Source organism: Pseudomonas sp. NFX5 (genome assembly GCF_049132125.1).
Taxonomy (GTDB): domain Bacteria; phylum Pseudomonadota; class Gammaproteobacteria; order Pseudomonadales; family Pseudomonadaceae; genus Aquipseudomonas; species Aquipseudomonas marginalis.
The window spans coordinates 329,782-354,587 of sequence record NZ_JAFMZG010000035.1 but is presented as its reverse complement, the minus strand read 5'-3'; the positions used below and the strand labels follow the sequence as shown (position 1 = coordinate 354,587).

General features: G+C 64.0%; 20 protein-coding genes. 15 read left to right on the top strand and 5 right to left on the bottom strand.

Annotated features, from left to right (window positions below; genetic code table 11):
* Positions 1–123: 123 nt before the first annotated feature.
* The 9 genes from J1N02_RS26175 to folD (J1N02_RS26135) all read left to right on the top strand — a co-directional run bounded on the left by J1N02_RS26175 (position 124) and on the right by folD (J1N02_RS26135) (position 11,042).
* Positions 124–567, top strand: a complete 444-nt coding sequence (locus J1N02_RS26175) for a dimethylamine monooxygenase subunit DmmA family protein (RefSeq protein WP_098479808.1) — start codon at positions 124–126, stop codon at positions 565–567.
* A complete protein-coding gene (locus J1N02_RS26170) occupies positions 564–1,493 on the top strand; it encodes a PDR/VanB family oxidoreductase (protein ID WP_421147981.1) in 930 nt (309 codons plus the stop codon). The genes J1N02_RS26175 and J1N02_RS26170 overlap by 4 nt, the downstream gene beginning before the upstream one ends.
* A gap of 11 nt (positions 1,494–1,504) precedes the next feature.
* Positions 1,505–2,521 (top strand): heme-dependent oxidative N-demethylase family protein, encoded by a 1,017-nt coding sequence (locus J1N02_RS26165; RefSeq protein ID WP_065939725.1) that lies wholly within the window; start codon positions 1,505–1,507, stop codon positions 2,519–2,521.
* 30 nt (positions 2,522–2,551) lie between these two features.
* Positions 2,552–3,682, top strand: coding sequence for an aminomethyltransferase family protein (locus J1N02_RS26160; protein ID WP_146477595.1), 1,131 nt, complete (start codon positions 2,552–2,554; stop codon positions 3,680–3,682).
* 30 nt (positions 3,683–3,712) lie between these two features.
* Complete coding sequence (purU, locus tag J1N02_RS26155) at positions 3,713–4,579, top strand: formyltetrahydrofolate deformylase (RefSeq protein ID WP_421147980.1); 867 nt, start codon at positions 3,713–3,715, stop codon at positions 4,577–4,579.
* A gap of 20 nt (positions 4,580–4,599) precedes the next feature.
* On the top strand, positions 4,600–5,967 hold the full coding sequence (locus J1N02_RS26150; protein ID WP_092359096.1) for an NAD(P)-binding domain-containing protein: 1,368 nt from the start codon (positions 4,600–4,602) through the stop codon (positions 5,965–5,967).
* 2 nt (positions 5,968–5,969) lie between these two features.
* Complete coding sequence (locus tag J1N02_RS26145; protein WP_421147992.1) at positions 5,970–8,279, top strand: DUF1989 domain-containing protein; 2,310 nt, start codon at positions 5,970–5,972, stop codon at positions 8,277–8,279.
* A 74-nt stretch (positions 8,280–8,353) separates the two neighbouring features.
* Positions 8,354–10,033: an APC family permease gene (locus J1N02_RS26140; protein WP_421147979.1), complete on the top strand. Its 1,680-nt coding sequence runs from the start codon at positions 8,354–8,356 to the stop codon at positions 10,031–10,033.
* A 73-nt stretch (positions 10,034–10,106) separates the two neighbouring features.
* The gene (folD, locus tag J1N02_RS26135; RefSeq protein ID WP_043293248.1) at positions 10,107–11,042 is read left to right on the top strand and encodes a bifunctional methylenetetrahydrofolate dehydrogenase/methenyltetrahydrofolate cyclohydrolase FolD; all 936 of its coding nucleotides are present in this window, start codon (positions 10,107–10,109) and stop codon (positions 11,040–11,042) included.
* A 548-nt stretch (positions 11,043–11,590) separates the two neighbouring features.
* Here the strand turns inward: folD (J1N02_RS26135) and J1N02_RS26130 are convergent.
* The 5 genes from J1N02_RS26130 to glnT all read right to left on the bottom strand — a co-directional run bounded on the left by J1N02_RS26130 (position 11,591) and on the right by glnT (position 17,383).
* Positions 11,591–12,916: an ammonium transporter gene (locus J1N02_RS26130; protein WP_405125950.1), complete on the bottom strand. Its 1,326-nt coding sequence runs from the start codon at positions 12,914–12,916 to the stop codon at positions 11,591–11,593.
* A gap of 181 nt (positions 12,917–13,097) precedes the next feature.
* On the bottom strand, positions 13,098–14,420 hold the full coding sequence (locus J1N02_RS26125) for an FMN-binding glutamate synthase family protein (RefSeq protein ID WP_027603581.1): 1,323 nt from the start codon (positions 14,418–14,420) through the stop codon (positions 13,098–13,100).
* A 14-nt stretch (positions 14,421–14,434) separates the two neighbouring features.
* On the bottom strand, positions 14,435–15,109 hold the full coding sequence (locus J1N02_RS26120) for a protein glxC (protein WP_027603580.1): 675 nt from the start codon (positions 15,107–15,109) through the stop codon (positions 14,435–14,437).
* Between the two features lie 11 nt (positions 15,110–15,120).
* Complete coding sequence (locus J1N02_RS26115) at positions 15,121–16,026, bottom strand: class II glutamine amidotransferase (protein ID WP_065925860.1); 906 nt, start codon at positions 16,024–16,026, stop codon at positions 15,121–15,123.
* Positions 16,027–16,048: 22 nt separating this feature from the next.
* Positions 16,049–17,383 carry a type III glutamate--ammonia ligase gene (gene glnT / locus J1N02_RS26110; RefSeq protein ID WP_027603578.1) on the bottom strand — a complete coding sequence of 445 codons (1,335 nt, stop codon included), beginning with the start codon at positions 17,381–17,383 and terminating at the stop codon, positions 16,049–16,051.
* A gap of 282 nt (positions 17,384–17,665) precedes the next feature.
* Between glnT and J1N02_RS26105 the strand changes: the two genes are divergently transcribed.
* The 6 genes from J1N02_RS26105 (at position 17,666) to J1N02_RS26080 (ending at position 24,806) form a co-directional block, all read left to right on the top strand.
* Positions 17,666–18,265 carry a helix-turn-helix domain-containing protein gene (locus tag J1N02_RS26105; protein ID WP_027603577.1) on the top strand — a complete coding sequence of 200 codons (600 nt, stop codon included), beginning with the start codon at positions 17,666–17,668 and terminating at the stop codon, positions 18,263–18,265.
* 342 nt (positions 18,266–18,607) lie between these two features.
* Entirely contained in the window at positions 18,608–19,474 is an 867-nt protein-coding gene (purU, locus tag J1N02_RS26100) for a formyltetrahydrofolate deformylase (protein WP_027603576.1), read from the top strand.
* Positions 19,471–20,376: a bifunctional methylenetetrahydrofolate dehydrogenase/methenyltetrahydrofolate cyclohydrolase FolD gene (folD, locus tag J1N02_RS26095; protein ID WP_027603575.1), complete on the top strand. Its 906-nt coding sequence runs from the start codon at positions 19,471–19,473 to the stop codon at positions 20,374–20,376. The genes purU (J1N02_RS26100) and folD (J1N02_RS26095) overlap by 4 nt, the downstream gene beginning before the upstream one ends.
* Positions 20,358–21,599, top strand: a complete 1,242-nt coding sequence (locus J1N02_RS26090; protein WP_027603574.1) for an FAD-dependent oxidoreductase — start codon at positions 20,358–20,360, stop codon at positions 21,597–21,599. The genes folD (J1N02_RS26095) and J1N02_RS26090 overlap by 19 nt, the downstream gene beginning before the upstream one ends.
* Before the next feature lie 13 nt (positions 21,600–21,612).
* The gene (locus J1N02_RS26085; RefSeq protein ID WP_027603573.1) at positions 21,613–21,912 is read left to right on the top strand and encodes a sarcosine oxidase subunit delta; all 300 of its coding nucleotides are present in this window, start codon (positions 21,613–21,615) and stop codon (positions 21,910–21,912) included.
* The gene (locus tag J1N02_RS26080) at positions 21,909–24,806 is read left to right on the top strand and encodes a 2Fe-2S iron-sulfur cluster-binding protein (protein WP_421147978.1); all 2,898 of its coding nucleotides are present in this window, start codon (positions 21,909–21,911) and stop codon (positions 24,804–24,806) included. The genes J1N02_RS26085 and J1N02_RS26080 overlap by 4 nt, the downstream gene beginning before the upstream one ends.

The window sequence follows — 24,806 nt, the reverse complement described above, 5'->3', positions numbered from 1 at the left end:
CCGAATGGCCGGCGCGCAAGGCTTATCTCCAAAGGCATAGCCCTTTTTCCAGATTGAGAAGATTTTCCCCATAGGAAAGTATCTCTCCCAACAGGAAACAAAACCCACCGTGGAGAGCCCCCCATGACCCACACCCGCAGCCGCCCCATCGTGGTGATGCAATCAGCCGCCGCCAGCGCAGCGTTCATCAGCGAACTGGACAGCCCCCTGCTATTGAACGGCGAACACCCCGAGTTTGCGCGGCGCCTGCAACAGGCGCTGGCCAGCGCCACCGTGGGCTGCAGGCTCTACCTGCTGGGCGACGAAGCCTTTATCTGGCGTGTGCACGGCGAGGCCCGCGCCGCCGGCCTGGAAGACGACGAGATCGACATGACCTGCATCCCCGGCCTGCGCCAGGTGTATTGCGCACACTGCGGCCTGACCCAGGCGGCCGGGCCGGAGCCGCTGTTGAACTGCATCGGCTGCCACGTCGGGCTGGAGGTCCGCACGCATTTTTCCCGGCGCCTGGGGGCGTATCTCGGCGTGTGCATCAACCCCGACCAGCCCTACGCGGGGTTCCAGCCATGAGCGCGGCCCTCAACGTCCAGGTCAGCGCCGCACGCATGCTCACGCCGGTGGTGCGCGAATTCACCCTGACGCCCGCCACGGGCAGCCTGCCCGGCTTCTCGCCCGGCAGCCATGTGCAGGTGCACCTGCCGCTGGCCGAAGGCACGGTGCGCAACGCCTATTCACTCACCAGCGACCCGGCGCAGCCCCAGCACTACCGCATCGCCGTGCGCCTGCAAGACGCCTCGCGCGGTGGCTCGCAGTACCTGCACAGGCAGGTGCAGGTCGGCGACACCTTGCAGATTTCACCGCCGGCCAATCTGTTCGCACCCCATGGCACCGCGCGCCTGCATATCCTCATCGCCGCCGGGATCGGGATCACGCCGTTCATGGCCTATATCGCCGCGATGGAACAACAGCAGGCCGACTTCGAACTGCATTACCTGTTCCGCCGGGGCCTCAGCGACGCCTATCTCGACGAGCTGCAACAGCGCCTCGGCCCGCGCCTGCACACCTACGACCGGCGCCCGGACCTTAACCCAATCCTCGGCAACCGGCCGCTGGGCAGCCACGTCTACACCTGCGGTCCGCAGCCCTTGCTCGAGGCGGTTGAGCAACACGCTGCACGCCTCGGTTGGCCGAGCAGACGTGTGCATTCGGAAGCCTTCAAGGGCGCACAACCCGGCCAGCCATTCGACCTGCAGCTGCTGCGCAGCGGCCGGCGCCTGCGGGTCGAGGCCGAGCAAAGCCTGCTCGAAGCCCTGGAACACGCAGGACTACAGGTGCCCAACCTGTGCCGTGGCGGGGTCTGCGGCCAGTGCATCACACGCCACCAGGGCGGCGCCATCGAACACCGCGACAGCTTCCTCAGCCCGGCCGAGCAGGCCGACTTTCTGATGCCCTGCGTCTCGCGCGGCAGCGGCCCCTGCGTTTCGCTGGACCTATAGGAGTGAGTGCCATGCCCCTGCAAACGAGCCCCGTGCTGAGCTATCGCGACGATTTCAGCTTTCGCAACAGTCCGGCCGCGATCCGGCGTTTCCCCTTTCCCTTTATCGAGGACAGCTACCTGTACTCGGTGAACATCGAACCGGCCATCTCCCGCGACCCCGGGTCGATCTATGAGCACGCCTTCGACATCGACGAGCACTACCGCTCGGAAATGGCCGAGCGCGCCCTGGTGCTGGACAAGGACCCACGCCGCTACCTGGTGATGCCCCACATGCAAGTGGCGGCCTGGGATGCGCTGCAGATGATCATGGAACACTTGGCCGCCGACTACCCGCAGGCGTTCAGCCTGACGCAAAACGGCGAGCGCTGGCAGTGGCGCAACCACCTGCTGGACATCGACCAGGCCTTCATCTTCGGCGATGCCAGCAGCCTGCCCTGCGCGCCGCTGGAGTACATCGGCCGCCAGGTGCAGGGGGATTTCGCCCTGCTCGACCAGCGCGACGGCGACCTGTACATGGACGCCGGCCTGGTCACCAGCCCGGCCGACTGGTCGCTGGCGTTCGACGCCGGCATGAGTTTCAAGCAATGGCACGCACCGGTGCCCATGGCCCATCAGATGGGCGTGTTCGAACGGGCGCTGAAGTACCTGCTCAACCTGCAGGTCGGCCAGCCGGTACGGCGCTTGAACTGGACCCTGACCATCAACCCGCGCCTGGATTCGTCGCCGGAAACCTTCCATGAATGGGGCGCCGATCGCGGCCGGATCACCGCGCAGAACGTCGGCCAGCAGGTGCACCTGCGGGTCGAGCTGCAAGTGATGGCGCGCCTGCCGCGCAGCCACGCGGTGATGTTCAGCATCCGCACCTACCTGATCAGCCTGGACGAGCTGGTCACACAACCCGGCTGGGGCTGTCGCCTGCACCGCGTGCTGCGCGACCTGCCCGACCCCATCGCCGACTACAAGGGCATGACCCGCTACCGCCATACGCTGGTCGAGTGGCTGAGCCAGTTCGACCCACAGGCCTGACGCCCCTTCTTCTACGACAAGGAACCTCACATGACCCACTCATGGCGTATTTCTGCATTGGCCGACCGGCACCGCGCCCTCGGCTCCCACCTCGAAGACTGGAACGGCATGGGCACTGCCTGGACCTACAGCAGTGACCTCGCCGACCACCACCAGGCGATCCGCACCCGCGCCGGCCTGATGGACGTATCCGGCCTGAAAAAAGTCCATTACGTGGGGCCCCACGCCGAGAGCCTGTTGCAGTGGGCCACCACCCGCGACATCGCCAAGCTCTACCCGGGCAAATCGGTGTACGCCTCGATGCTCGACGAGGACGGTAAGTTCGTCGATGACTGCATCGTCTATCGCACCGGCCCCAACGCGTTCATGGTGGTGCATGGCGCCGGTACCGGGCATGAAATGCTCGTGCGCTCGGCCCAGGGCCGGCAAGTGGCGGTGCTGTTCGATGACGACCTGCACGACCTGTCGCTGCAAGGTCCGCTGGCGGTGGATTTCCTCGCCGAACACGTGCCCGGCATCCGCCAGCTGGCGTACTTCCACCACCTGCAAACCCGCCTGTTCGACCGCCCGGTGATGATCTCGCGCACCGGCTACACCGGCGAACGTGGCTATGAGATTTTCTGCAAGGCCGCCGATGCGCCGTTCCTGTGGGACAGCATCCTCGAACAAGGCGCGAGCCAGGGGATCATCCCCTGCGCCTTCACTGCCCTGGACTGGTTGCGGGTGGAAAGCTCGCTGATGTTTTTCCCCTACGACAACTCGCAGATGTACCCCTTCGCCGACCAGAAGGCCGGCGACACCCTCTGGGAAATGGGCCTGGACTTCACTGTTTCACCTGGCAAGAACGCCTTCCGTGGCGCCGAAGAACACCTGCGCCTGCGCGGCCAGGAGCGCTTCAAGATCACCGGCGTGCTGCTTGAGGGCGTCCGCGCCGCCGAGGCCGGCGACACCGTGTGGCAGGGCAACCAGCAAGTCGGCGTGATCACCTGCGGCATGTATTCGCGCCTGAGCAAACGCTCGATGGCCATCGCGCGCATGAGCGTCGCCTGTTCCGAACCCGGTATTGCCTTGCAGGTTCGCGGCAGCCTCGAGGCCAGCGCCAGCACCCACGCCCTGCCCTTCGACGACCCGCAAAAAACCAAGCGCACGGCCAAGGGCTGAGCCTTCCTTCACGCAATTCAGGAGCCTTCGATGGACGCCTCCCGCGAACATTACATCCTCAAGATCACCTGCCCGGCGGCGTCCGGGATTGTCGCCGCGATCAGCGCGTGCCTGGCCCGACAGCAGTGCTACATCAGCGAGCTGGCGCAGTTCGACGATGAGTTCACCGGGCAGTTTTTCATGCGCGCGGTGTTCCGTTTCTACACCGGCGTGAGCGGCGACGTCGGCGCCCTGCGCAAAGGCCTCGGCGACCTGGCCGGTGGCTTCGACATGCACTGGCAGTTGTTCAGTTCGCGCCAACCGACCCGCGTACTGCTGATGGTCAGCAAGTTCGACCACTGCCTCACCGACCTGCTCTACCGCCACCGCAAGGGCGAGATGGACATGCACATCACCGCCGTGGTCTCCAACCACCTGGACCTGCGGGCGATGGCCGAACGCGAAGGCATCCGCTTCATCTACCTGCCGATCACCCAGGATACCAAGGCCGGCCAGGAAGCCGAGCTGATGCGCATCGTCGAAGACACCCAGACCGACCTGGTGGTGCTCGCGCGCTACATGCAGATCCTGTCCGACGGCCTGTGCCAGCAACTGTCGGGCCGGGCGATCAATATCCACCACTCGTTCCTCCCAGGGTTCAAGGGCGCCAAGCCCTACCACCAGGCCTATGACCGTGGCGTCAAGCTGATCGGCGCCACCGCCCACTACGTCACCAGCGACCTGGATGAGGGCCCGATCATCGAGCAGGAAATCCAGCGCGTCGATCATACCCACCTGCCCGACTCGCTGGTCGCTATCGGCCGTGACACCGAAACCGTGGCCCTTTCCAAAGCCCTGAAATACCACCTGGAACACCGGGTGTTCATCAACCAGGACAAGACAGTGATCTTTCGCTGAAACCTTCAGGAGGCACGCTCATGACCCTACGTGTTGCAATCATCGGCGCCGGCCCATGCGGCCTGGCGCAACTTCGCGCGTTCCAGTCGGCCCGTGACAAAGGCGCCGCCATCCCTGAGCTGGTGTGCTTTGAAAAACAGCAGGACTGGGGCGGCATGTGGAACTACACCTGGCGCACCGGCCTCGACGAGAACGGCGAGCCGGTGCACGGCAGCATGTACCGCTACCTGTGGTCCAACGGCCCCAAGGAATGCCTGGAGTTCGCCGACTACACCTTCGAAGAGCATTTCGGCCGACCCATCGGTTCCTACCCGCCGCGTGAAGTGCTGTGGGACTACATCAAGGGCCGCGTGGAAAAGGCCGGCGTGCGCGACTACATCCGCTTCAACAATGTGGTGCGCCAAGTCACCTTCGACGAACAGAGCCAGCGCTTCACCCTCTACGCCCACGACTACACCAGCGACACCTTGACCTGCGAAACATTCGACTACGTGATCAACGCCTGCGGCCACTTCTCCACGCCCAAGGTGCCGTACTTCGAAGGCTTCGAACAGTTCGCCGGGCGCATCCTGCATGCCCACGATTTCCGCGAGGCGCTGGAGTTCAAGGACAAGGACCTGCTGATCGTCGGCAGCAGCTATTCGGCCGAGGACATCGGCTCGCAATGCTACAAATACGGCGCGCGCAGCATCACCAGTTGCTACCGCAGCGCGCCCATGGGCTATGCCTGGCCGGATAACTGGGAAGAAAAACCGCTGCTCCAGCGCCTGGAAAACAACCGCGCGTACTTTGTCGATGGCAGCAGCAAGCACATCGACGCGGTGATCCTGTGCACCGGCTACAAGCACCACTTCCCGTTCCTGCCCGATGCACTGAGCCTCAAGACCGACAACCGCCTGTGGCCGATGAACCTCTACAAGGGCGTGTTCTGGGAACCCAACCCCCGCCTGGTCTACCTCGGCATGCAGGACCAGTGGTACTCCTTCAACATGTTCGACGCCCAGGCCTGGTATGCCCGCGACGTGATCCTCGGGCGCATTCAGTTGCCCGGCCACGCCGACATGGTCGCCGACAGCCAAGCGTGGCACGCACGGGAACAGGCCCTGGAAACCAACCAGCAGATGTTCGAGTACCAGGGCGCCTATATCCAGCAACTGGTGGACGCCACCGACTACCCGAATTTCGACATCGCCGCCGTCAACGAAACCTTCCTGCACTGGAAGCACGACAAGGCGGAAAACATCATGGGCTATCGCGACAAGTCCTATCGCTCGCTGATGACCGGCACCCAGTCGCCGCCGCACCACACGCCGTGGTTGCAGGCCCTGGATGACTCGATGGCGGCGTACCTGGGCGAGCCCGCGACACCCATCAAGTCGGTCGGCTGATGATGAATGCACCGCGTGTTTCCCATCCCCGCGAACCCGGGCTGTTTGCCCGCGCGCCGAACCTGGAACGCTACCGCGTGGCCGCCGGCGGCGTGACCCTGGTCGACTTGCAGCCCGGCGACGGCCTGCAAGTGATCGACGTCGAAGGCCGGCAAACCTGCGCACTGCTGGCCCTCGACACCGGTGGCCGCAGCGCCCTGGCGAGCTGGGGCCTGAGCGGGTCAACGGCGTGCAGCGTGCCTGGGCGTATCGGCCAGGCGCTCCAGCGGCGCGGCATCGATGCACAGGCCTTGCCGCTGGCGGCCTCGCTATGGGACGCCGACAGCCCGCCCGGCCACAGCCGACAGTTTGTCGCCGAGGACGCGCTGCTGGTGATCGTCGCCGCCCCCGCCGAGGCCACCGCCGTGGACCGGCAATACCGGCCCAGCGAGCTGCGCCTGATCGTGACGCGGGCCAATCCGTCGCCGCTGCTGCTGCCGGCCCTGCCCGAGCCGTTGGGCGAAGTACTCGACGAATTCACCCTGCGCGCGGGCACCGCCCACGGCTACACCGTCGCCAAAGGGCAGTACATCCAGGTGCTGGACGTCGCGGGCCGCCAGTGTTCGGACTTCGTCGCCCTCGACCGGCGCGCCCTGGATCGCGGCGTCGAGCTGGACCTGGACCAGACCGTCACGCGCACCCTGAACGGCAGCGCCTACCCGGCACCGGGGCTGTTCTCGAAGTTTTTCGACCGCCATATGCAACCGGTGCTGGAGGTGATGCAAGACACGGTCGGGCGCCACGATTCATTCGCCCTGGCCTGCGCGGCGCGCTACTACGAAACCCATGGCTATTTCGGGCACGACAACTGCAGCGACAACCTCAACCGCGTCCTCGCCCCCCATGGCGTGCAGGCGCGCAACGGCTGGCCGGCGATCAATTTCTTCTTCAACACCGGTATCGATGCGCACCAGCAGATGACCCTGGATGAACCCTGGTCACGGCCCGGCGATTATGTGCTGCTGCGGGCCATGACCGACCTGCTGTGTGGCAGTACCTCGTGCCCGGATGACATTGACCCGGCCAATGGCTGGAACCCGACCGACATCCATGTCCGCATCTACAGCGAGAAGGAGCGTTTTTCCATCGCCATGAGCACTCGAACCACGGCGGATGCCGACCCGATCCTCACCCGTGAGTCCGCGTTTCACTCACGTACCCGCGCCCTCACCGGCAGCTTCACCGACTACCGCAATTGGTGGCTGCCGCTGCGCTACGACGGTTACGGCGTCACCGAGGAATACCTCGGTTGCCGCGAACGGGTGGCGGTGATGGACCTGACTGCCCTGCGCAAATTCGAAATCATCGGCCCCGACGCCGAAGCCCTGTTGCAGTACTGCCTGACCCGCGACATACGGCGCCTGGCGGTGGGCCAGGTGGTGTATTCGGCGATGTGCCACGCCCACGGCGGCATGCTCGACGACGGTACCCTGCTGCGCCTGGGCCCGGACAACTTCCGCTGGATCTGCGGCGAAGACTACGCCGGCGTGTGGTTGCGCGAGCAGGCACAGAAACTGGGCATGAAGGTGTGGGTCAAGTCCGCCAGCGAGCAGATTCACAACCTGGCGGTGCAGGGGCCGCTGAGTCGCGAGCTGCTCAAGCAGATGGTCTGGACCCCGCCCACACAACCGAGTGTGGAAACCCTCGGCTGGTTTCGCTTCCTGGTCGGTCGATTGGACGGTTTCGACGGCTGCCCGTTGATGATTTCGCGCACCGGCTACACCGGCGAACTGGGCTTTGAGGTGTGGTGCCAGCCCGAAGACGCCGAACGGGTCTGGGACCGCATCTGGCAACTCGGCCAACCCTTGGGCCTGGTGCCCCTGGGCCTGGAAGCCCTGGACCTGCTGCGCATCGAAGCCGGGCTGATTTTCGCCGGCTACGAGTTCAGCGATCAGACCGATCCGTTCGAGGCCGGTATCGGTTTCAGCGTGCCGCTCAAGAGCAAGACCGACGACTTTATCGGGCGTGACGCCCTGCTGCGGCGCAGTGCCCATCCCAGCCACAAGCTCGTTGGCCTGCACCTGAGCGGCAACGAGGCCGCCCACCATGGCGACCCGGTGTACCAGGGCCGGGCCCAGGTCGGGGTGATCACCAGTGCCTGCCGCTCACCGTTGCTGGCCAGCAATATCGCGTTGTGCCGCGTCGACGTGAGCTGCGCCGAGCCCGGCACTGAACTTGAGATTGGCAAAGTCGATGGCCTGCAGAAGCGCATCAGCGCCACGGTCAGCGCAGCGATTTTCTACGACCCGGACAAAAGCCGGGTGCGTAGCTGATCGTCCCGAAACGTGTGTGCCACCCCATTTTGACTGCCCCAACCTAACCGCTATTCAGACATGGGAATACGAAGATGGAAGCGACGACGTTCGAGGCTGTACCGCAGGCTGCCGGCTCGGTGGGCAGCCTGCACCGCAAGATCGACTGGCGCGGGGCCTTCTGGGTCGCCAGTGGCGTGCCCGCGCTGGTGTTGTTCTCCATCGGTGCGATCGCCGCCACGGTGGGCAAACCGGCATGGATCGTGTGGATCGTGTCGATCCTGTTCGGGTTTATCCAGGCCTTCACCTATGCCGAGATCGCCGGGCTGTTCCCGCACAAATCCGGCGGCGCCTCGGTGTACGGCGCGGTGGCCTGGGTGCGCTACAGCAAGCTGATCGCACCGGTGTCGGTGTGGTGCAACTGGCTGGCCTGGTCGCCGGTGCTGTCCATCGGTTCGGGGCTGGCGGCGGGGTATATCCTCACGGCGCTGTTTCCCGCCGATGCGTTGATCAACACCTGGCAACTGACCCTGCTGGACCTGGGCTGGGTCAAGAGCGGCCTGTCGTTGCGCATCAACGCGACGTTCGCCATTGGTTTGTTGATTTTGCTCACGGTGTTTGCCGTGCAGCACGGCGGCATCCTGCGGTCGGCGCGCCTGACCCTGGTGCTCGGCGTCACCTCGTTGATTCCGCTGCTGCTGGTGGGCGTGGTGCCGTTGTTCACCGGGGATGCGACCCAGGCCAACTTCCTGCCGCTGTACCCCCTGGCCCATGACGCGGCCGGTCAAGTCATCGATGGGCCGTGGGATATGTCCGGCTGGTCACTGATGGCCGGTGGGCTGTTCATGGCGGCGTGGTCCACCTATGGCTTTGAAACGGCGGTGTGCTACACCCGTGAGTTCAAGGACCCCAAGCGTGACACCTTCAAGGCAATCTTCTACGCCGGCCTGCTGTGCATCCTGGTGTTCACCCTGGTGCCGCTGGCATTTCAAGGCAGCCTCGGGCTGGGCCAACTGGTGACGCCGGCGGTGCTCGACGCCAGTGGCGCAATCGTGACGCCCGCGGTGTACAGCGGCCTGCTCTCGCCCGCGATCTACAGCGGCATGGGCGTTGGCCAGGTGTTGGCCGACAGCATCGGCGGCGGCAAGGTGGTGGCCAATATCGTATTGATCATGCTGGTGCTGGCGACGTTGCTGGCGATCATGACCTCGATGTCCGGTTCGTCGCGCACCCTGTACCAGGCCTCGGTGGATGGCTGGCTGCCCAAGTACCTGGGGCGCACCAACGAACATGGCGCGCCGACAGCTGCGATGTGGACCGACCTGTCGTTCAACCTGCTGCTGTTGCTGATGTCGGACTACGTGTTCGTACTTGCGGCGTCCAACGTCAGCTATATCATCTTCAACTTCCTCAACCTCAATGCCGGCTGGATCCACCGCCTGGACCGCCCCGACTGGGTGCGTCCGTACAAAGCCCCCACCGTGCTGCTGGCGGCCGGCGGCGTGCTGAGCTTCGTCAACCTGGCCTGCATGGGCCTGGGCGCGGACATCTGGGGCGCAGGCACGCTAGTCACCGGCCTGCTGTTGGCGCTGCTGATCCTGCCGGTGTTCTGCTACCGCCACTATGTACAGGACAAGGGCCGCTTCCCCGCCGCCATGCTCACCGACCTGTATATCCAGGCCGATGACGGCCAGCGCCGCGCCGGCTGGCTGCCCTATGCCACGCTGGTCGCCGGTGTGCTGGTGGTGTATGCCTGCCATCAACTGGTAGCCTGAGCCTTCCGGCCTGCCTATGGCTGAGGGATTCTTATCCCTCAGCGCCTTATTTCCCCAGACAACGGTGACGCTTTTGACCAGCTCTCTCCCCACGCCTGCCCGCGATATCGACGGCAAGGCCATCTCTGCCCAGGTGCTCGACGAGGTTCGCGAAGAGGTCCTGCTGCTAGCCTCGCAGCAAATCTACCCGGCCCTGGCGGTATTGCTGGTGGGCGATGACCCGGCCAGCCACGTCTACGTGCGTAATAAGCTGCTGCGGGCCAAGGAAGTCGGGATTCGCTCCCTGGAATACCGGCTGCCGGAGGATGCCAGCCAGACGCAGGTGCTCGACCTGCTTGCCCGGTTGAATGCCGATGCGACGGTCAACGGCATCCTCGTGCAGTTGCCGCTGCCGGCGCATATCGACGAGGCGGCAGTGATCCACGCGATCGACCCGATCAAGGACGTGGATGGCTTCCACCGCGAAAACGTCGGTGGCCTGGTGCAAGGCATCGAAGTGCTGACGCCCTGCACGCCCAGCGGCTGCATGCGCCTGCTGCACGAAACCTGCGGCGACTTGAGCGGCTTGCACGCGGTGGTGATCGGTCGTTCGAACATTGTCGGCAAACCCATGGCAACCCTGCTGCTGCAGGCCAACTGCTCGGTCAGCGTGGTGCACTCGCGCAGCGTCGATGCACCGGCGTTGTGCCGTTTGGCCGACATCGTCGTCGCCGCCGTAGGCCGGCCGCAGTTGATCGATGCCAGTTGGCTCAAGCCCGGCGCAGTGGTCATTGATGTGGGGATCAACCGCATCACCACCGAGACCGGCACACGGTTGGTGGGGGATGTGGACTATGCCAGCGCACGCACCGTAGCCAGCGCGATCACGCCGGTGCCCGGCGGTGTGGGGCCGATGACGATTGCCTACCTGCTGAAGAACACCCTGGTGGCGAGCCAGCTGCAACGCAGCAAGGCAAATGCGGGAGGAGACTTGCCCCCGATGGCCGTGGCTCAGCTACAACCCAGCTGACTGAAAGACCGCTGTCGGCGCATAGGTATCCACAACGGTAACCACGATGCGAAGCGAGCCGCTCTTGCTCTTGCTCTTGCTCTTGCTGTAGATCTTGATCTTGATCTCAGGCGCCCCGTTAACCACGCTGGCCGGAATCCGATAGTGATGTGGGGGGTAAACCGGCAGGGATGCCGGTTTAGCCGCCCCGCGCCATGGATGGCGCGTGGCGGCGGCCCCCCACATCACTGTCGGATTACGGGCACACCGAGCCTGGGCGAGGTGCCGAGTGGTGGGGCAAGAGCCCTTTGCTTACTTTGGGGCTTTTCCAAAGTGAGCCGCCGTAAGGGCGGAACCAATAGTCGCCTTTACCGCAGCAACGGATATGTACTCGATCCGATCCAACATCCTGGTCGGCTGTCAGGCCGCCATCGGGGGCAAGCCCCCTCCCACATTTCAGTCCCGGGGCACCCGTTAGAGAGTCGTCGGCTCCCGAGCCGCCACGGGGCAAGTCGAATCGTCGCACCGCCCCTCCCACATTTTGAGCTGCGTTTACTCAGGGGGAATGATCAGTGGTTGTAGGCCCGCTCATTATGCTCGGCCAGGTCCAACCCCATCTCCTCCACCGACTCATGGGCACGCAAGCCAACCAGGGCATTGACCCCCTTGAGGATGATCCAACTGATCACAAAACAGTACACCGTAGTCAGCAGCACCCCCTTGAGCTGGGCAACCACCTGCCCGCCCATGGTCACACCTTCCACCAGGCCCCCCATGGACGGTACACAGAACACCCCGGTCAACACCGCGCCGATCATCCCGCCAATGCCGTGCAGGCCGAACACGTCGAGGCTGTCGTCGTAGCCGAAACGGCGCTTCAACACCGTCACGCTCAAGTAGCAGAACACCCCGCACAGCAAGCCGATGGCCAACGCACCGCCGACGCCCACGTAGGCACACGCCGGGGTGATCCCCACCAGGCCGGCCAACGCGCCGCTGGCCAGGCCGAGGGCACTGGGCTTGCCGACCTTGAACCACTCGGTGAACATCCAGCCCAGGATCCCGGCGCAGGCGCCCAACTGAGTGTTGAGCATGACGATGCCCGAGGTGCCGCTGAGGCCGCCACCGGAGCCGATATTGAAGCCGAACCAGCCGACCCAGAGCATCGCCGCACCGGCCATGGTCAGGCTGAGGTTATGCGCCGGCATCGGCGTGTTCTGGTAGCCCTTGCGCTTGCCGAGGATCAGGCACGCAGCGAGCGCAGCCACACCGGCATTGATGTGCACGGCGGTGCCGCCGGCAAAGTCGAGCACGCCCCAGTTATGCATCAAGGCTCCCGAACCGCCCCAGACCATATGCGCCACCGGGGCATAGACCAGGGTGAACCAGATGGCCATGAACAGCAGCGCCGCCGAGAATTTCATGCGTTCGGCAAAGGCGCCGGCGATCAGGGCCGGGGTGATGATGGCGAAGGTCATCTGGAAGGTCACGAACACCCCTTCCGGAATATCCCCCACCAGGCTCTCCGGGGTCATGCCCGCCAGGAAGGCGCGGCTCAGGCCACCGACAAAACTGTTGAAGGTCACCTGCCCTTCGACCATGCCGGTGGTGTCGACCACCATGCTGTAGCCGTAGATCACCCACAGCACGCCCACCAGGCCAGCGATGCCGAAGCACTGGGTGAACAACGAGAGCATGTTTTTCGCACGGACCAGGCCACCGTAGAACAACGCAAGCCCCGGCAAGCACATGAACAGCACCAGCACGGCGGCGGTGACCATCCAGGCGGTGCTGCCGGTGTTCAAGGTGGGTGCATCAGCGGCGTACGCCAAGGGTGCAAAGGCACCGGCCACTAATAAACCGAAGAGGGATTTGCCGAGAAGACGATTGACCATGTTCAAAGCTCCTGCAAAAGAAATGGGAAGTACCTGGGTGTAGTGAGCGGGCTTGCCCCGCGCTGGGTGGCGAAGCCGCCCGTAAACCAACCGCCGCATTTCTACCTCAATGAATGCGGCGGCTTTATTGGGGTGGCTTCGCCACCCGGCGCGGGGCAAGCCCGCTCACTACAGGGGCCCGCTAGTAACCGGAACCCGGCACCCAGCTGGTTCCTGCCAGCGGCACCCGTGCCATGGCGGCCGATTCCACCGTCAGCGCCACCAGGTCCTCGGGGTCGAGGTTGTGCAGGTGCGACTTGCCGCACGCACGGGCCATGGTCTGCGCCTCCAGCACCATCACCCGCAGGTAGTTGGCCAACCGCCGCCCGCCTTCCACCGGGTCGAGGCGCTTGGACAGCTCCGGGTCCTGGGTGGTGATGCCGGCCGGGTCGCGGCCGTTCTGCCAGTCGTCGTAGAAACCGGCGGCCGAGCCGATCTTTTTCAGTTCCGCGTCCAGCCGTGGGTGGTTGTCGCCCAGGGCAATCAGCGCCGCCGTGCCGATGGCGACCGCATCCGCGCCCATCGCCATGGCCTTGGCCACATCGGCACCGTTGCGGATCCCGCCCGACACGATCAACTGGACCTTGCGGTGCATGCCCATCTCTTGCAAAGCCTGTACCGCTTGCGGGATGGCCGACAAAATCGGGATGCCCACATGCTCGATAAACACTTCCTGGGTCGCGGCAGTACCGCCTTGCATACCGTCAAGCACGATCACATCGGCACCGGCCTTGACCGCCAGCTTCACGTCGTAATACGGCCGGCTCGCGCCGATCTTCACGTAGATCGGTTTTTCCCAATCGGTGATTTCGCGCAGCTCGGCAATCTTGATCGCCAGGTCATCGGGGCCGGTCCAGTCCGGGTGGCGGCAGGCGCTGCGCTGGTCCACGCCGATCGGCAAGGTGCGCATGCCGGCCACACGCTCGGTGACTTTCATGCCGAGCAACATGCCGCCGCCGCCGGGCTTGGCGCCCTGGCCGAGGACGATCTCGATGGCGTCGGCCTTGCGCAAATCATCCGGGTTCATGCCGTAGCGTGATGGCAGATACTGATACACCAGGTGCTGGGACTGGCCGCGCTCTTCCGGGGTCATGCCACCGTCACCGGTGGTGGTGCTGGTGCCGGCGATGGTCGCGCCACGGCCCAGGGCTTCCTTGGCGTTGGCCGACAACGCACCGAAGCTCATGCCGGCGATGGTCACCGGGATCTTCAGGTGGATCGGCTTCTTGGCGAAGCGGTTGCCGAGGATCACATCGGTGCCGCACTTCTCGCGATAGCCTTCCAGCGGATAGCGCGACACGCTGGCGCCGAGCAGCAGCAAGTCATCGAAGTGCGGCAGCTTGCGCTTGGTGCCGCCACCGCGAATGTCGTAGATGCCGGTTTCGGCGGCACGCTGGATTTCCTGGATGGTCAGGCGGTCGAAGGTGGCCGACTCGCGCAGGACCGGAGGGGTTTGTTCAGTCATGGTGAAGCTCCTGATCAGTACGCGGAGGCGTTATCGACTTTGAAGTTGTAGAGTTGACGGGCCGAGCCGTAGCGCTTGAAATCCGCCGCCTGGTGGGCGAAGCCGGCGCGGTCGAGCAGTTCCTGCAACTCTTGCAGGTGCTCGCTGCGCATTTCTTTTTCGACGCAGTCCGAGCCCAGGGACTCCACCGTGCCTTTCACGTAGATATGGGTTTCGTAGAGCGAATCCCCCAGCGCATCGCCGGCGTCGCCGCACACCACCAGGCGCCCGGCCTGGCCCATGAAGCAGCTCATATGGCCAATGCTGCCGCCGACGACGATGTCGATGCCCTTCATGGAAATCCCGCAACGCGCGCCCGCATCGCCCTCAATCACCAGCAAACCGCCATGGGCCGTGGCCCCGGCGGCCTGGGACGCGCTGCCTTTGACGCGCACCGAGCCGGACATCATGTTCTCGGCGCAGCCCACGCCGACATTGCCGTGCACGGTGATCGAGGCCTGCTGGTTCATGCCCGCGCAGTAGTAGCCGGCGTGGCCCTCGATATCGATGGACACGGCCTGGTTCACCCCCACCGCGAGGTTGTGCTTGCCGTTGGAATGGGTCACGCGCCACTCGTTGTCGATGGCCTGGGCGTGCAGCGCCTGGTTGAGGTCACGCACGGTGGCGGTGGAAAGATCGATGGTTTTCATGTGTGCGCTCCTTAAGCTGACGGGCGTTCCCAGATGTACAACGTGGCCGGTGCCGGCTCCCAGATCCGCGCGTTCTCGATGCCCGGCAGGCTCGACAGCGCCTGGTACTCGGAGGCCATGGCGACGTAGTCGTCGGTCTCGGCCAAGATCGCCGGCTTGCACGCAATCGGGTCGCGGATCACCGCAAAGCCGTTGCGCGTGCCGATGGCGAAGGTGAAGAAGCCGTCGAGGTCTTCCAGGGAGTGGTCCAGCGCCTCTTTGAGCGAATCGCCCTGTTGCAGGCGCCAGGTCAGGTAGCCGGCGGCGACTTCAGTGTCGTTGTCGGTTTCGAAGTGGATGCCTTCGCGCTTGAGTTCCTGGCGCAGGCGGAAGTGGTTGGACAGCGAGCCGTTGTGCACCAGGCACAGGTCGGCGCCGGTGGAGAACGGGTGGCTGCCTTCCATGGTCACCGCGCTTTCGGTGGCCATGCGCGTGTGGCCGATGATGTGGCTGCCCTGCATGTTTGCCAGGCCGAAGCGTTGGGAAATTTCCTGGGGCAGGCCCATGCCCTTGAGGATCTCGATGCTCTGCCCGGCGCTCATGATGCGCACGCTCGGCGCCAGTTCGGCCAGGGCCAGGCGCACCGGGGTTTCGTCGGCGTGGATCTTCAATACGGCGGCGCTGGCGTTCTGGAACCAGTCCAGGGAACAGCCGAGGCGCCCTTCCAGCTCGCCCATCAAGCCTTTCCAGTCGAAGGCTTCGGTGGTGGCTTGCAGGGTCAGCTTGACCCAGCCATCGGCGACTTCATCGCCGTAGATGGCGAAACCGGCGCTGTCCGGGCCACGGTCGGTCATGGCTTGCAGCATGGGTTCAAACAGCTGGCCGAGCTGGGGTTCCAGCTGCGGATTCTTCAGGTACAGGCCTACGATTCCACACATAACAAGTCTCCGTCACACGGTGTCAGAAAAATTCGGTATAGCGCTGGATTTCCCAGTCGCTCACATGGCGGCTGTACTCCACCCACTCCATGCGCTTGAGCTTGATGAACTCGCCCACGATCTGCGGGCCGAGCATTTCGGCGAACAGCGCGTCGGCTTCCAGCGCGTCGCAGGCTTCCTTGAGGGATTGCGGCAGGGTCTTGATGCCGCGCTCGGCGATCTGCTCGAGGCTCAGGCTGTAGAGGTTTTCGTTGCAGACGTGGTCGATTTCCAGCTGGCGATCGATACCGTCCAGGCCCGCGGCGATGATCGCAGCGCTGACCAGGTAGGGGTTGCAGCCGGCATCCGGCAGGCGGAACTCCAGGCGGCCATACGGCACGCGGACCATGGCCGAGCGGTTGTTGGCGCCAAACGCAATAAAGGCCGGCGCCCAGGTGGCGCCGGACAACGAGTTGCCGACCACCAGGCGCTTGTAGGAGTTGACCGTGGGCGCGGCGAACGCACACAGCGCCGGGCCATGGGCGAGCAAGCCGGCGGCGAAGTGATAGGCGAGTGTCGACAGGCCCATGCCGCTCGGGTCGCTGGCGTCATGGAACAGGTTTTTGTTCTCGGCGCTGCTGATCGACAGGTGAAAGTGCATGCCGTTGCCGGCGCGTTTCGGGTCGGGCTTGGGCATGAAGGAGCAGATCATGCCCAGGTCATTGGCGATCTCGCCGGCGGCCATGCGGAAGAAGGTGAAGCGGTCGGCGGAGGTCAAGGCATCGCTGTAGGTGTAATTGATCTCGAACTGGCCGTTGGCGTCCTCGTGGTCGATTTGATAGACCTCGAAATCCACCGCCTGCAAGGCTTCGGTCAGGCGCTCGAGGAACACCCGCGAACGCGACAGGCCCTTGTAGTCGTAGCAAGGCTTGTCGAGGTTGTCGCTGGGGTCCACCAGTTGCAGCTTGCCCTGCTCGTCGCGGCGCATCAGGTTGAACTCGGGCTCCAGGCCGGTGTTCAGCGTCCAGCCCTTGTCCTGCAGGCGCTGCACTTGTTGCTGCAGCACGTAGCGGCTGTCGTAGGGATGGGGCTTGCCGTCGACATGCCCGACGCACACCACGCGCCCATAACCCGGCTGCCAGGGTACCGGGGTCAAGGTCGACAGATCGCCGCGCGCCATGAAGTCCGGGCCATGGGGTTCCATGCCCATGCCGCTGATGGCAAACCCGGCAAACCCCGCGCCCTCTTCGGCCACGGTCTTGAGCCCGCAGATGGGCACCGACTTGGTCTTGGCCGCACCGTGTATATCCACAAACTGCGCAAGCACGTATTTGATCCCGTGCTTGTCGATGATGCGCTGGGTTTCTGCTGGCAACATTGCGTGTCACTCCTCGCGAAAGGCAAAACCGTGTGGGTGGGCCTAGGCTGTCTTTTTATTCCTAAAAAGAAAGTTAGTTTCCCTACAGGAATGCAATACCCTTGCCAGAATCGCGATCGACACATCGAAGTGGGTGGAGCTGCGCTTTTGTGCTGTATATATGGGAAAATTCTTTTCCCCGCAGGAATACGCACAGCGGGGTGGCCTTCAAGCGCCAGACCTTGCACTTTCCCAGTGCGAAAATAATATTACTGAACGGAAACCGTGCAGGAGCCGATGATCATGTCCACCGAAACCGCCCCGCGCCTCAAGCTCGAGCAATACCTGGGGCTGCAGATCAAACGCCAGCGCCAGGCCCAGGACCTGAAGCTGTCCGACGTGGCGAAGATTGCCGATATCAGCCAGGGCATGTTGAGCAAGATCGAGAACGCCCAGGTCTCCACCAGCCTCGATACATTGAGCCGCCTGTGCGATGTGCTCGGGCTGCCGCTGTCGAAGTTATTCAGCGAATACGATCAGCAGGATGGCAGCGCCTTGCTGGTCAAGGCCGACCAGGGCATGGAAGTGGTGCGCCGTGGGACGGAGAAGGGGCATACCTATCACCTGCTCAACCACACGCGCGGTCCGAAGAAGAGCTTCGAGGCGTACATGGTCAGCATGGATGACGCCAGCGAGGAGTTCCCGACCTTTGCCCATCCAGGGACGGAGTTTCTGCATTTGCTGGAGGGGGAGTTGATTTACCGGCATGGCAACCAGCTGTATCGGATGGAGGCCGGGGACAGCTTGACGTTTGAGGGCGAGATTCCCCATGGGCCGGAAGAGTTGGTGCGGGTGCCGATTCGCCTGCTGTCGATCATGAATTACGGCAACGACAAAGAGTAATCCGGACTCGATACACCTGAAGCACAGAGATCCAATTGTGGGAGGGGGCTTGCCCCCGATGAGGGAGTGTCAGTGAATGCATCTTTCACTGCCCCCCCCTCATCGGGGGCAAGCCCCCTCCCACATTTTTAACAGCGTTCGATGCCGTTGGGCCTGTGTAAAAATTCCCCTAAGTTAAAAAACTTTCCCAAACCCTCTAGACGCCCTGCCCCCATTCCCCTATAAAGCCACTTCAGGAATATTTTATTCCCCACAAGAAAACTCGCTCAAGGAATGAGCCTGCTGTCCTCAGACATTTTTTCGCTATGCGATGAGCTGCCGCCATCATCCCGAGGACGTGTCATGCAACACGAAAAAAACCATTTCATCATCAAGGTGACGTGCCCCGCCGTGTCCGGCATTGTCGCTGCCGTCACCACTTACCTGGCGGACAAGGCGTGCTACATCGGGGAAATGGCGCAGTTCGACGATGACTTCAGCGGCCGCTTTTTCATGCGTGCGGTGTTCCGTTTCAACGATGGCCACACAGGCGACCTGCAAGCGATCAGAGACGGTTTCGCCGATGTCGCCCAGGCCTTCGACATGCAGTGGGAGCTGTATGACACCCGCGAGCCGATGCGCGTGATGCTGATGGTGAGCAAGTTCGACCACTGCCTCACCGACCTGCTCTACCGCTACCACAAGGGCGAGATGGACATGACCATCACCGCCATCGTCTCCAACCACCTCGACCTGCGGCCGATGGCCGAGCGCGAGGGCATTCGCTTTATCTACCTGCCGGTGTCCAGGGACAACAAGGCCGCGCAGGAAGCCGAGCTGATGAAGATCGTCGACGACACCCGCACCGAGCTGGTGGTGTTGGCGCGCTACATGCAGATCCTCTCCGACGACCTGTGCCGGCAACTGTCGGGGCGGGCGATCAATATCCACCATTCGTTCCTGCCCGGGTTCAAGGGTGCCAAGCCCTATCACCAGGCGTATCAACGCGGTGTGAAGTTGATCGGTGCCACCGCGCACTATGTGACCAGCGACCTGGATGAGGGCCCGATCATCGAGCAGGAAGTGCAGCGCGTCGACCACGTGTACAAGCCCGACGACCTCGTCGCCATCGGCCGCGACACCGAAACCGTAGCCTTGTCCAAGGCGGTCAAGTACCACCTGGAGCACCGGGTCTTCCTCAATCAGGACAGAACGGTGGTGTTCCGGTGAGCGCGCATAAACTGATCGACGGCAAAGCCGCTGCGGCGCGCGTGCTGCTGCAAGTGCGCGAGGACGTGGCGCGACTGCATGGGCAGGCTATTCAACCGGCGCTGGCGGTGATACTGGTGGGCAGCGACCCGGCCAGCCAGGTCTATGTGCGCAACAAGATCCTGCGCGCCGGAGAGGTGGGCATCCGCTCCGTGGAGCATCGCCTGCCCGGCGATACCAGCACCGAACACTTATTGATCCTGATCGGCCAATTGAACGCCGACCCGGCGATCCACGGCATCCTCCTGCAATTGCCGTTGCCGGCGCAGATGGACGAACTGCGCGCCCTGGAGGCCATCGCGCCGGACAAGGACGTCGACGGGTTTCACAGCCAGAACGTCGGCGGCCTCAGCCAGGGCCGCGCAGTGCTCACGCCGTGCACCCCGAGCGGTTGCCTGTATCTGTTGGAGCAAACCTGCGGCGACCTGCGTGGCAAACACGCGGTGGTGATCGGCCGTTCGAACATCGTCGGCAAGCCCATGGCCGCGCTGCTGCTCAAGGCGGATTGCTCGGTGACCGTGCTGCATTCGCGCAGCCACGACGCCCAGGCCCTGTGTCGCCAGGCCGATATCGTGATCGCCGCCGTGGGCCGCGCCCGCTTGATTGACGCGAGCTGGTTGAAGCCCGGCGCGGTGGTGATCGATGTCGGCATCAACCGCATCGACGACGACGGCCGCAGCCGCCTGGTGGGTGATGTCGACTTCGACAGCGCCCTGCCCCATGTCGCCGCCATCACCCCGGTGCCCGGCGGTGTCGGGCCGATGACCATTGCCTTCCTGATGAAAAACACCGTGGCCGCCGCCCTGGCGCAACACCACGCCCTACGCAGCCAATCGGAGGCCGTATGCCATTCAATCTATTGAAATACGGGCTGAGTTCGGAGTACCCGGTGGAGGTGGACCTGCCACCGCCCAAGGAACTCAAGTCGAGTTACGACGTGGTGATCATCGGCGCCGGTGGCCATGGCCTGGCGACGGCCTACTACCTGGCCAAGTACCACGGCATCACCAATATCGCGGTGCTGGAAAAGGCTTACCTGGGCGGCGGCAATACCGCGCGCAATACAGCGGTGATCCGCTCCAACTACCTCACCAGCGAAGGCGTTCGTTTCTACGCCGAGTCGGTGAAGATGTTCCAGTCGCTGTCCAACGAATTCGATTTCAACATCATGTACTCCGAGCGCGGCCAACTGACCCTGGCCCACACCGACGCCACCGTGCGTTCGTTCCGCCAGCGCGCCGAGGTCAACAAGCACTTCGGCGGGCGTACCGAGATGATCGACCGCCAACAGATCCGCGAGCTGGTGCCCAGCCTCAACCTCGACCCCGGCCACTTGCCGGTAATCGCCGGGCTCTGGCATATCGACGGCGCCACCGCGCGTCACGATGCTGTGGCCTGGGGCTACGCCAAGCAGGCAGCCAAGCGCGGCGTGGAAATCCATCAGCTCACCGAAGTGCAGGACCTGATCATCGAAAACGGCGCCATCACCGCGGTGAAAACCAATCGCGGCACCATCCGGTGCGGCTGCGCGGTGCAGGCGATTGCCGGGCACAGCTCGCTGCTGATGGCCAAGGCCGGTATCCGTTCGCCGATCCAGACCTTCCCGTTGCAGGCCATGGTCACCCAGCCGTTCAAGCCGTTCCTCGACCCGTTGGTGAGTTCCTCGGCCCTGCACTGCTACGTGCAGCAAACCAGCCGTGGCGAAGTGGTGTTCGGTGGCGGCTCCGACCCGTACCCGCTGTTCAACACCCGCTCGACCCTGGACCTCAAGGAAAGCCTGTTGGCCCATGCCATCGAAATGTTCCCTTTCCTGGCCAACGCCAAGTTGATGCGCCAATGGGCCGGGATCACCGACATGACCCCCGACTACAGCCCGATCATGGGCCTGTCGCCGCTGAAGAATTACTACCTCGACGCCGGCTGGGGCACCTGGGGCTTCAAGGCCACGCCGATCTGCGGCAAGACCATGGCCGAGCTGGTCGCCAGCGGCGGCAAGGTGCCGGACTTGATCAAGCCCTTCGGCCTCGAACGTTTCTCGACCTTCCAGCAAGTCAACGAAATGGGCGCCACAGCGGCCAGCCACTGACGGAGAGCAGACGATGAAAATCATGATTTGCCCGCTCAACGGGCCGCGCAATATCAGCGAGTTCACCTACGGCGGTGAATTCAAACCGATGCCCGATCCGGTGACCTGCAGCGATGCCGAATGGGCCGACTACGTGTTCAACACCGATAACCTCGCCGGTGTGGTGCGCGAATGGTGGATGCACACGCCGTCCAGTTACTGGTTCCTCGCCGAGCGCCACACGGTCACCGACGAGATCCTGCGCACCTTCGATCCGCGCGAAGTGTTCACTACCCGCGTCGACTTCACCACCGCCAAGGAGATCGCCGGATGAACCGCCTCCCCGCCCCCATGGGCCTGCTGATCCAGCGTGACCAGCCACTCGATTTCAGTTTCGACGGCCTGCCCTACCAGGGTTTGCAGGGCGACAGCATCGCCAGCGCGCTGCTCGCCAACGGGCGCTTCCTGATGTCGCGTTCGTTCAAGTACCACCGCCCACGCGGCCCATTGACCATGGCCGGCCATGACGCCAACAGCCTGGTGCAACTGCCCCGCGAACCCAACGTATTGGCCGATGCCCACGCGCTGTCCGCCGGCCTGGCGGTGACGGCGCAGAACGTCAACGGCTCGCTGGATAACGACAAGGACGCCTACCTGGGCAAGTTCTCCAGGTTCATGCCGGTGGGTTTCTACTACCGTTCGTTCTACAAGCCCAAGGGCATGTGGAAAGTCTGGGAACCGATCATCCGCAAAAAAGCCGGCCTGGGCGTGCTCGACCTGACCTTCCAACCCGAGTACTACGACAAGGCCTACCTGTTCACCGACCTCGCCGTGATCGGCGCCGGACCCGCTGGCTTGCAGGCCGCGCTGACCGCCGCGAATGCCGGCGCCAAGGTGCTGCTGATCGAGCAGCAGCCGATCCTCGGCGGGTCGCTGACCTACGCGCGCTTCGATATCGCCGGCACCCGCGCCGACACCCTGCGCCGCGAATTGCTCGGTGCGGTGCAGCAACACGCGAATATCCAGGTGCTCACCGACGCCACCTGCAATGCCTGGTTCACCGACAACTACCTGCCGGTGATCCAGGGCAAGCGCCTGTACAAAGTGCGCGCGCAGCAGTGCCTGGTGTGCAGCGGTTCGTTCGACCAACCGGTGGTCTTCCGCAACAACGACCTGCCGGGGGTGATGCTCACCAGCGCCGCGCAACGCCTGATGAAGCTCTATGCAGTCAAGCCCGGCAAGCGCGCAGTGGTACTCACCGGCAACGATGACGGCTACCTCGCCGCCCTCGACCTGCATGACCAGGGCGTGGACGTGGCCGCCGTGATCGACCTGCGTCACGCCCCGGCGGACAAAGCCCTGCCGGGTGCCCTGGCCCAGCGCAAGATCCTATGCCTGAGCAACAGCACCGTGTTCGAGGCCCTGCATGAAAAAGGCCTGCGCCATGTGAAGGGCGTCGACGTGCGCCAGATCACCGGCCAGGGCCAGGTCAGCGCCAGCGGGCACGTGATCGACTGCGACCTGCTGTGCATGTCGGCCGGCTATATGCCGGTCTATCAGCTGCTATGCCAGGCCGGTGGCAAGCTGGCCTATGACGACGCACGAGCGGAGTTCAGCCTCAGTGGCCTGCCGCGCAACCTGGGCGTGGCCGGTTCCGTACACGGTCGGCATCAACTGGACAATGTGCTGGCGGATGGGACCAACGCCGCCGCCGATAGCCTGCGCGCCCTCGGTTTGAACAGCACCAGCCTGCCTGCAGCGCTGCGCAGCGAAGCCCAGGTCAACTTCCACTGGCCGATCTTCCCGCACCCCAAGGGCAAGGATTTCATCGACTTCGACGAAGACCTGCAAGTGGCGGATATCGTCAACGCCACCCGCATCGGCTACCGCGATGTGCAGTTGGTCAAGCGTTACTCCACGGTCGGCATGGGTCCGTCCCAGGGACGTCACTCGGCGCTGCCGACCGCACGGCTGGTGGCCTGGGCGACCCAGCGCACGATCAGCGAAACCGGGGTCACCACCGCACGGCCGCCGTTCGTGGCGGAAAAACTCGCCCATGTCGCCGGACGGGCCTTCGACCCTTACCGCCAAACGCCGATGCACGCGCGCCATGTGCAAGCCGGGGCGAAGATGATGCCCGCCGGTATCTGGCAGCGCCCGGCCTATTACGGCAAGTCCCAGGACCGCGAAGCGTGCATGCAGGCCGAAGCGCTGCACGTGCGCAACAAGGTCGGGCTGATCGATGTGTCCACCCTCGGTGGCCTGGACGTGCGCGGCCCGGACGCCGCCGAATTGCTCAACCGCATGTACACCTTCGCGTTCCTCAAGCAGCCGGTGGGCCGTTCGCGTTATGCACTGATGACCAACGAACACGGCGTGGTGATCGACGACGGCGTGTGCGCACGGCTGGCCGACAAGCATTTCTACGTCACCGCCACCACCAGCGGCGTCGACCGCATCTACCAGCAGATGCTCAAGTGGAACGCACAGTGGCGCCTGGACGTGGACGTGACCAACGTCACGGCAGCGATTTGTGCGGTGAACCTCGCCGGGCCGGATTCGCGCAAGGTGCTGGAGCAGGTGTGCAGCGACCTCGACCTGAGTGCCGAAGGCTTCCCCTACCTGGGCGTGCGCCAGGGCACGGTGGCCGGAATCAAGGCGCGCCTACTGCGGGTCGGGTTCGTCGGCGAGCTGGGCTATGAAATCCACGTACCGGCACGCCACGGCCTGGCGTTGTGGGACGCGTTGATGACGGCCGGCAAGGCCTTTGACATTCGCCCCTTCGGCGTCGAAACCCAACGCCTGCTGCGCCTGGAAAAAGGCCATGTGATCATCAGCCAGGACACCGACGGCATGACTCACCCGGCAGAAATCGACATGGGCTGGGCGGTCAGCCGCAACAAGCCGTTCTTCGTCGGCCGCCGCTCGGTGGACATCCTTGAAGCCCAGCCGCTGAAACGCAAACTGGTGGGCTTCAGCCTGCCCAAGGGCAGCGTGCAACCGCTGGAAGGCCACCTGGTGCTCAACGGCGCGGACATCAGCGGCAACGTCACCTCCTGTGAATATTCCGCCAGTCTGGGCCGCATCATCGGCCTGGCCTACGCCGGGATCGACCAGAGCACACCGGGGCAGCGCATTCCGATTCGCGTCGAAGGCGGCATCGTCGTCCAGGCCGAGGTGGTGCAACTGCCGTTCTTCGACCCCACTAACCAACGCCAGGAGGGTTAA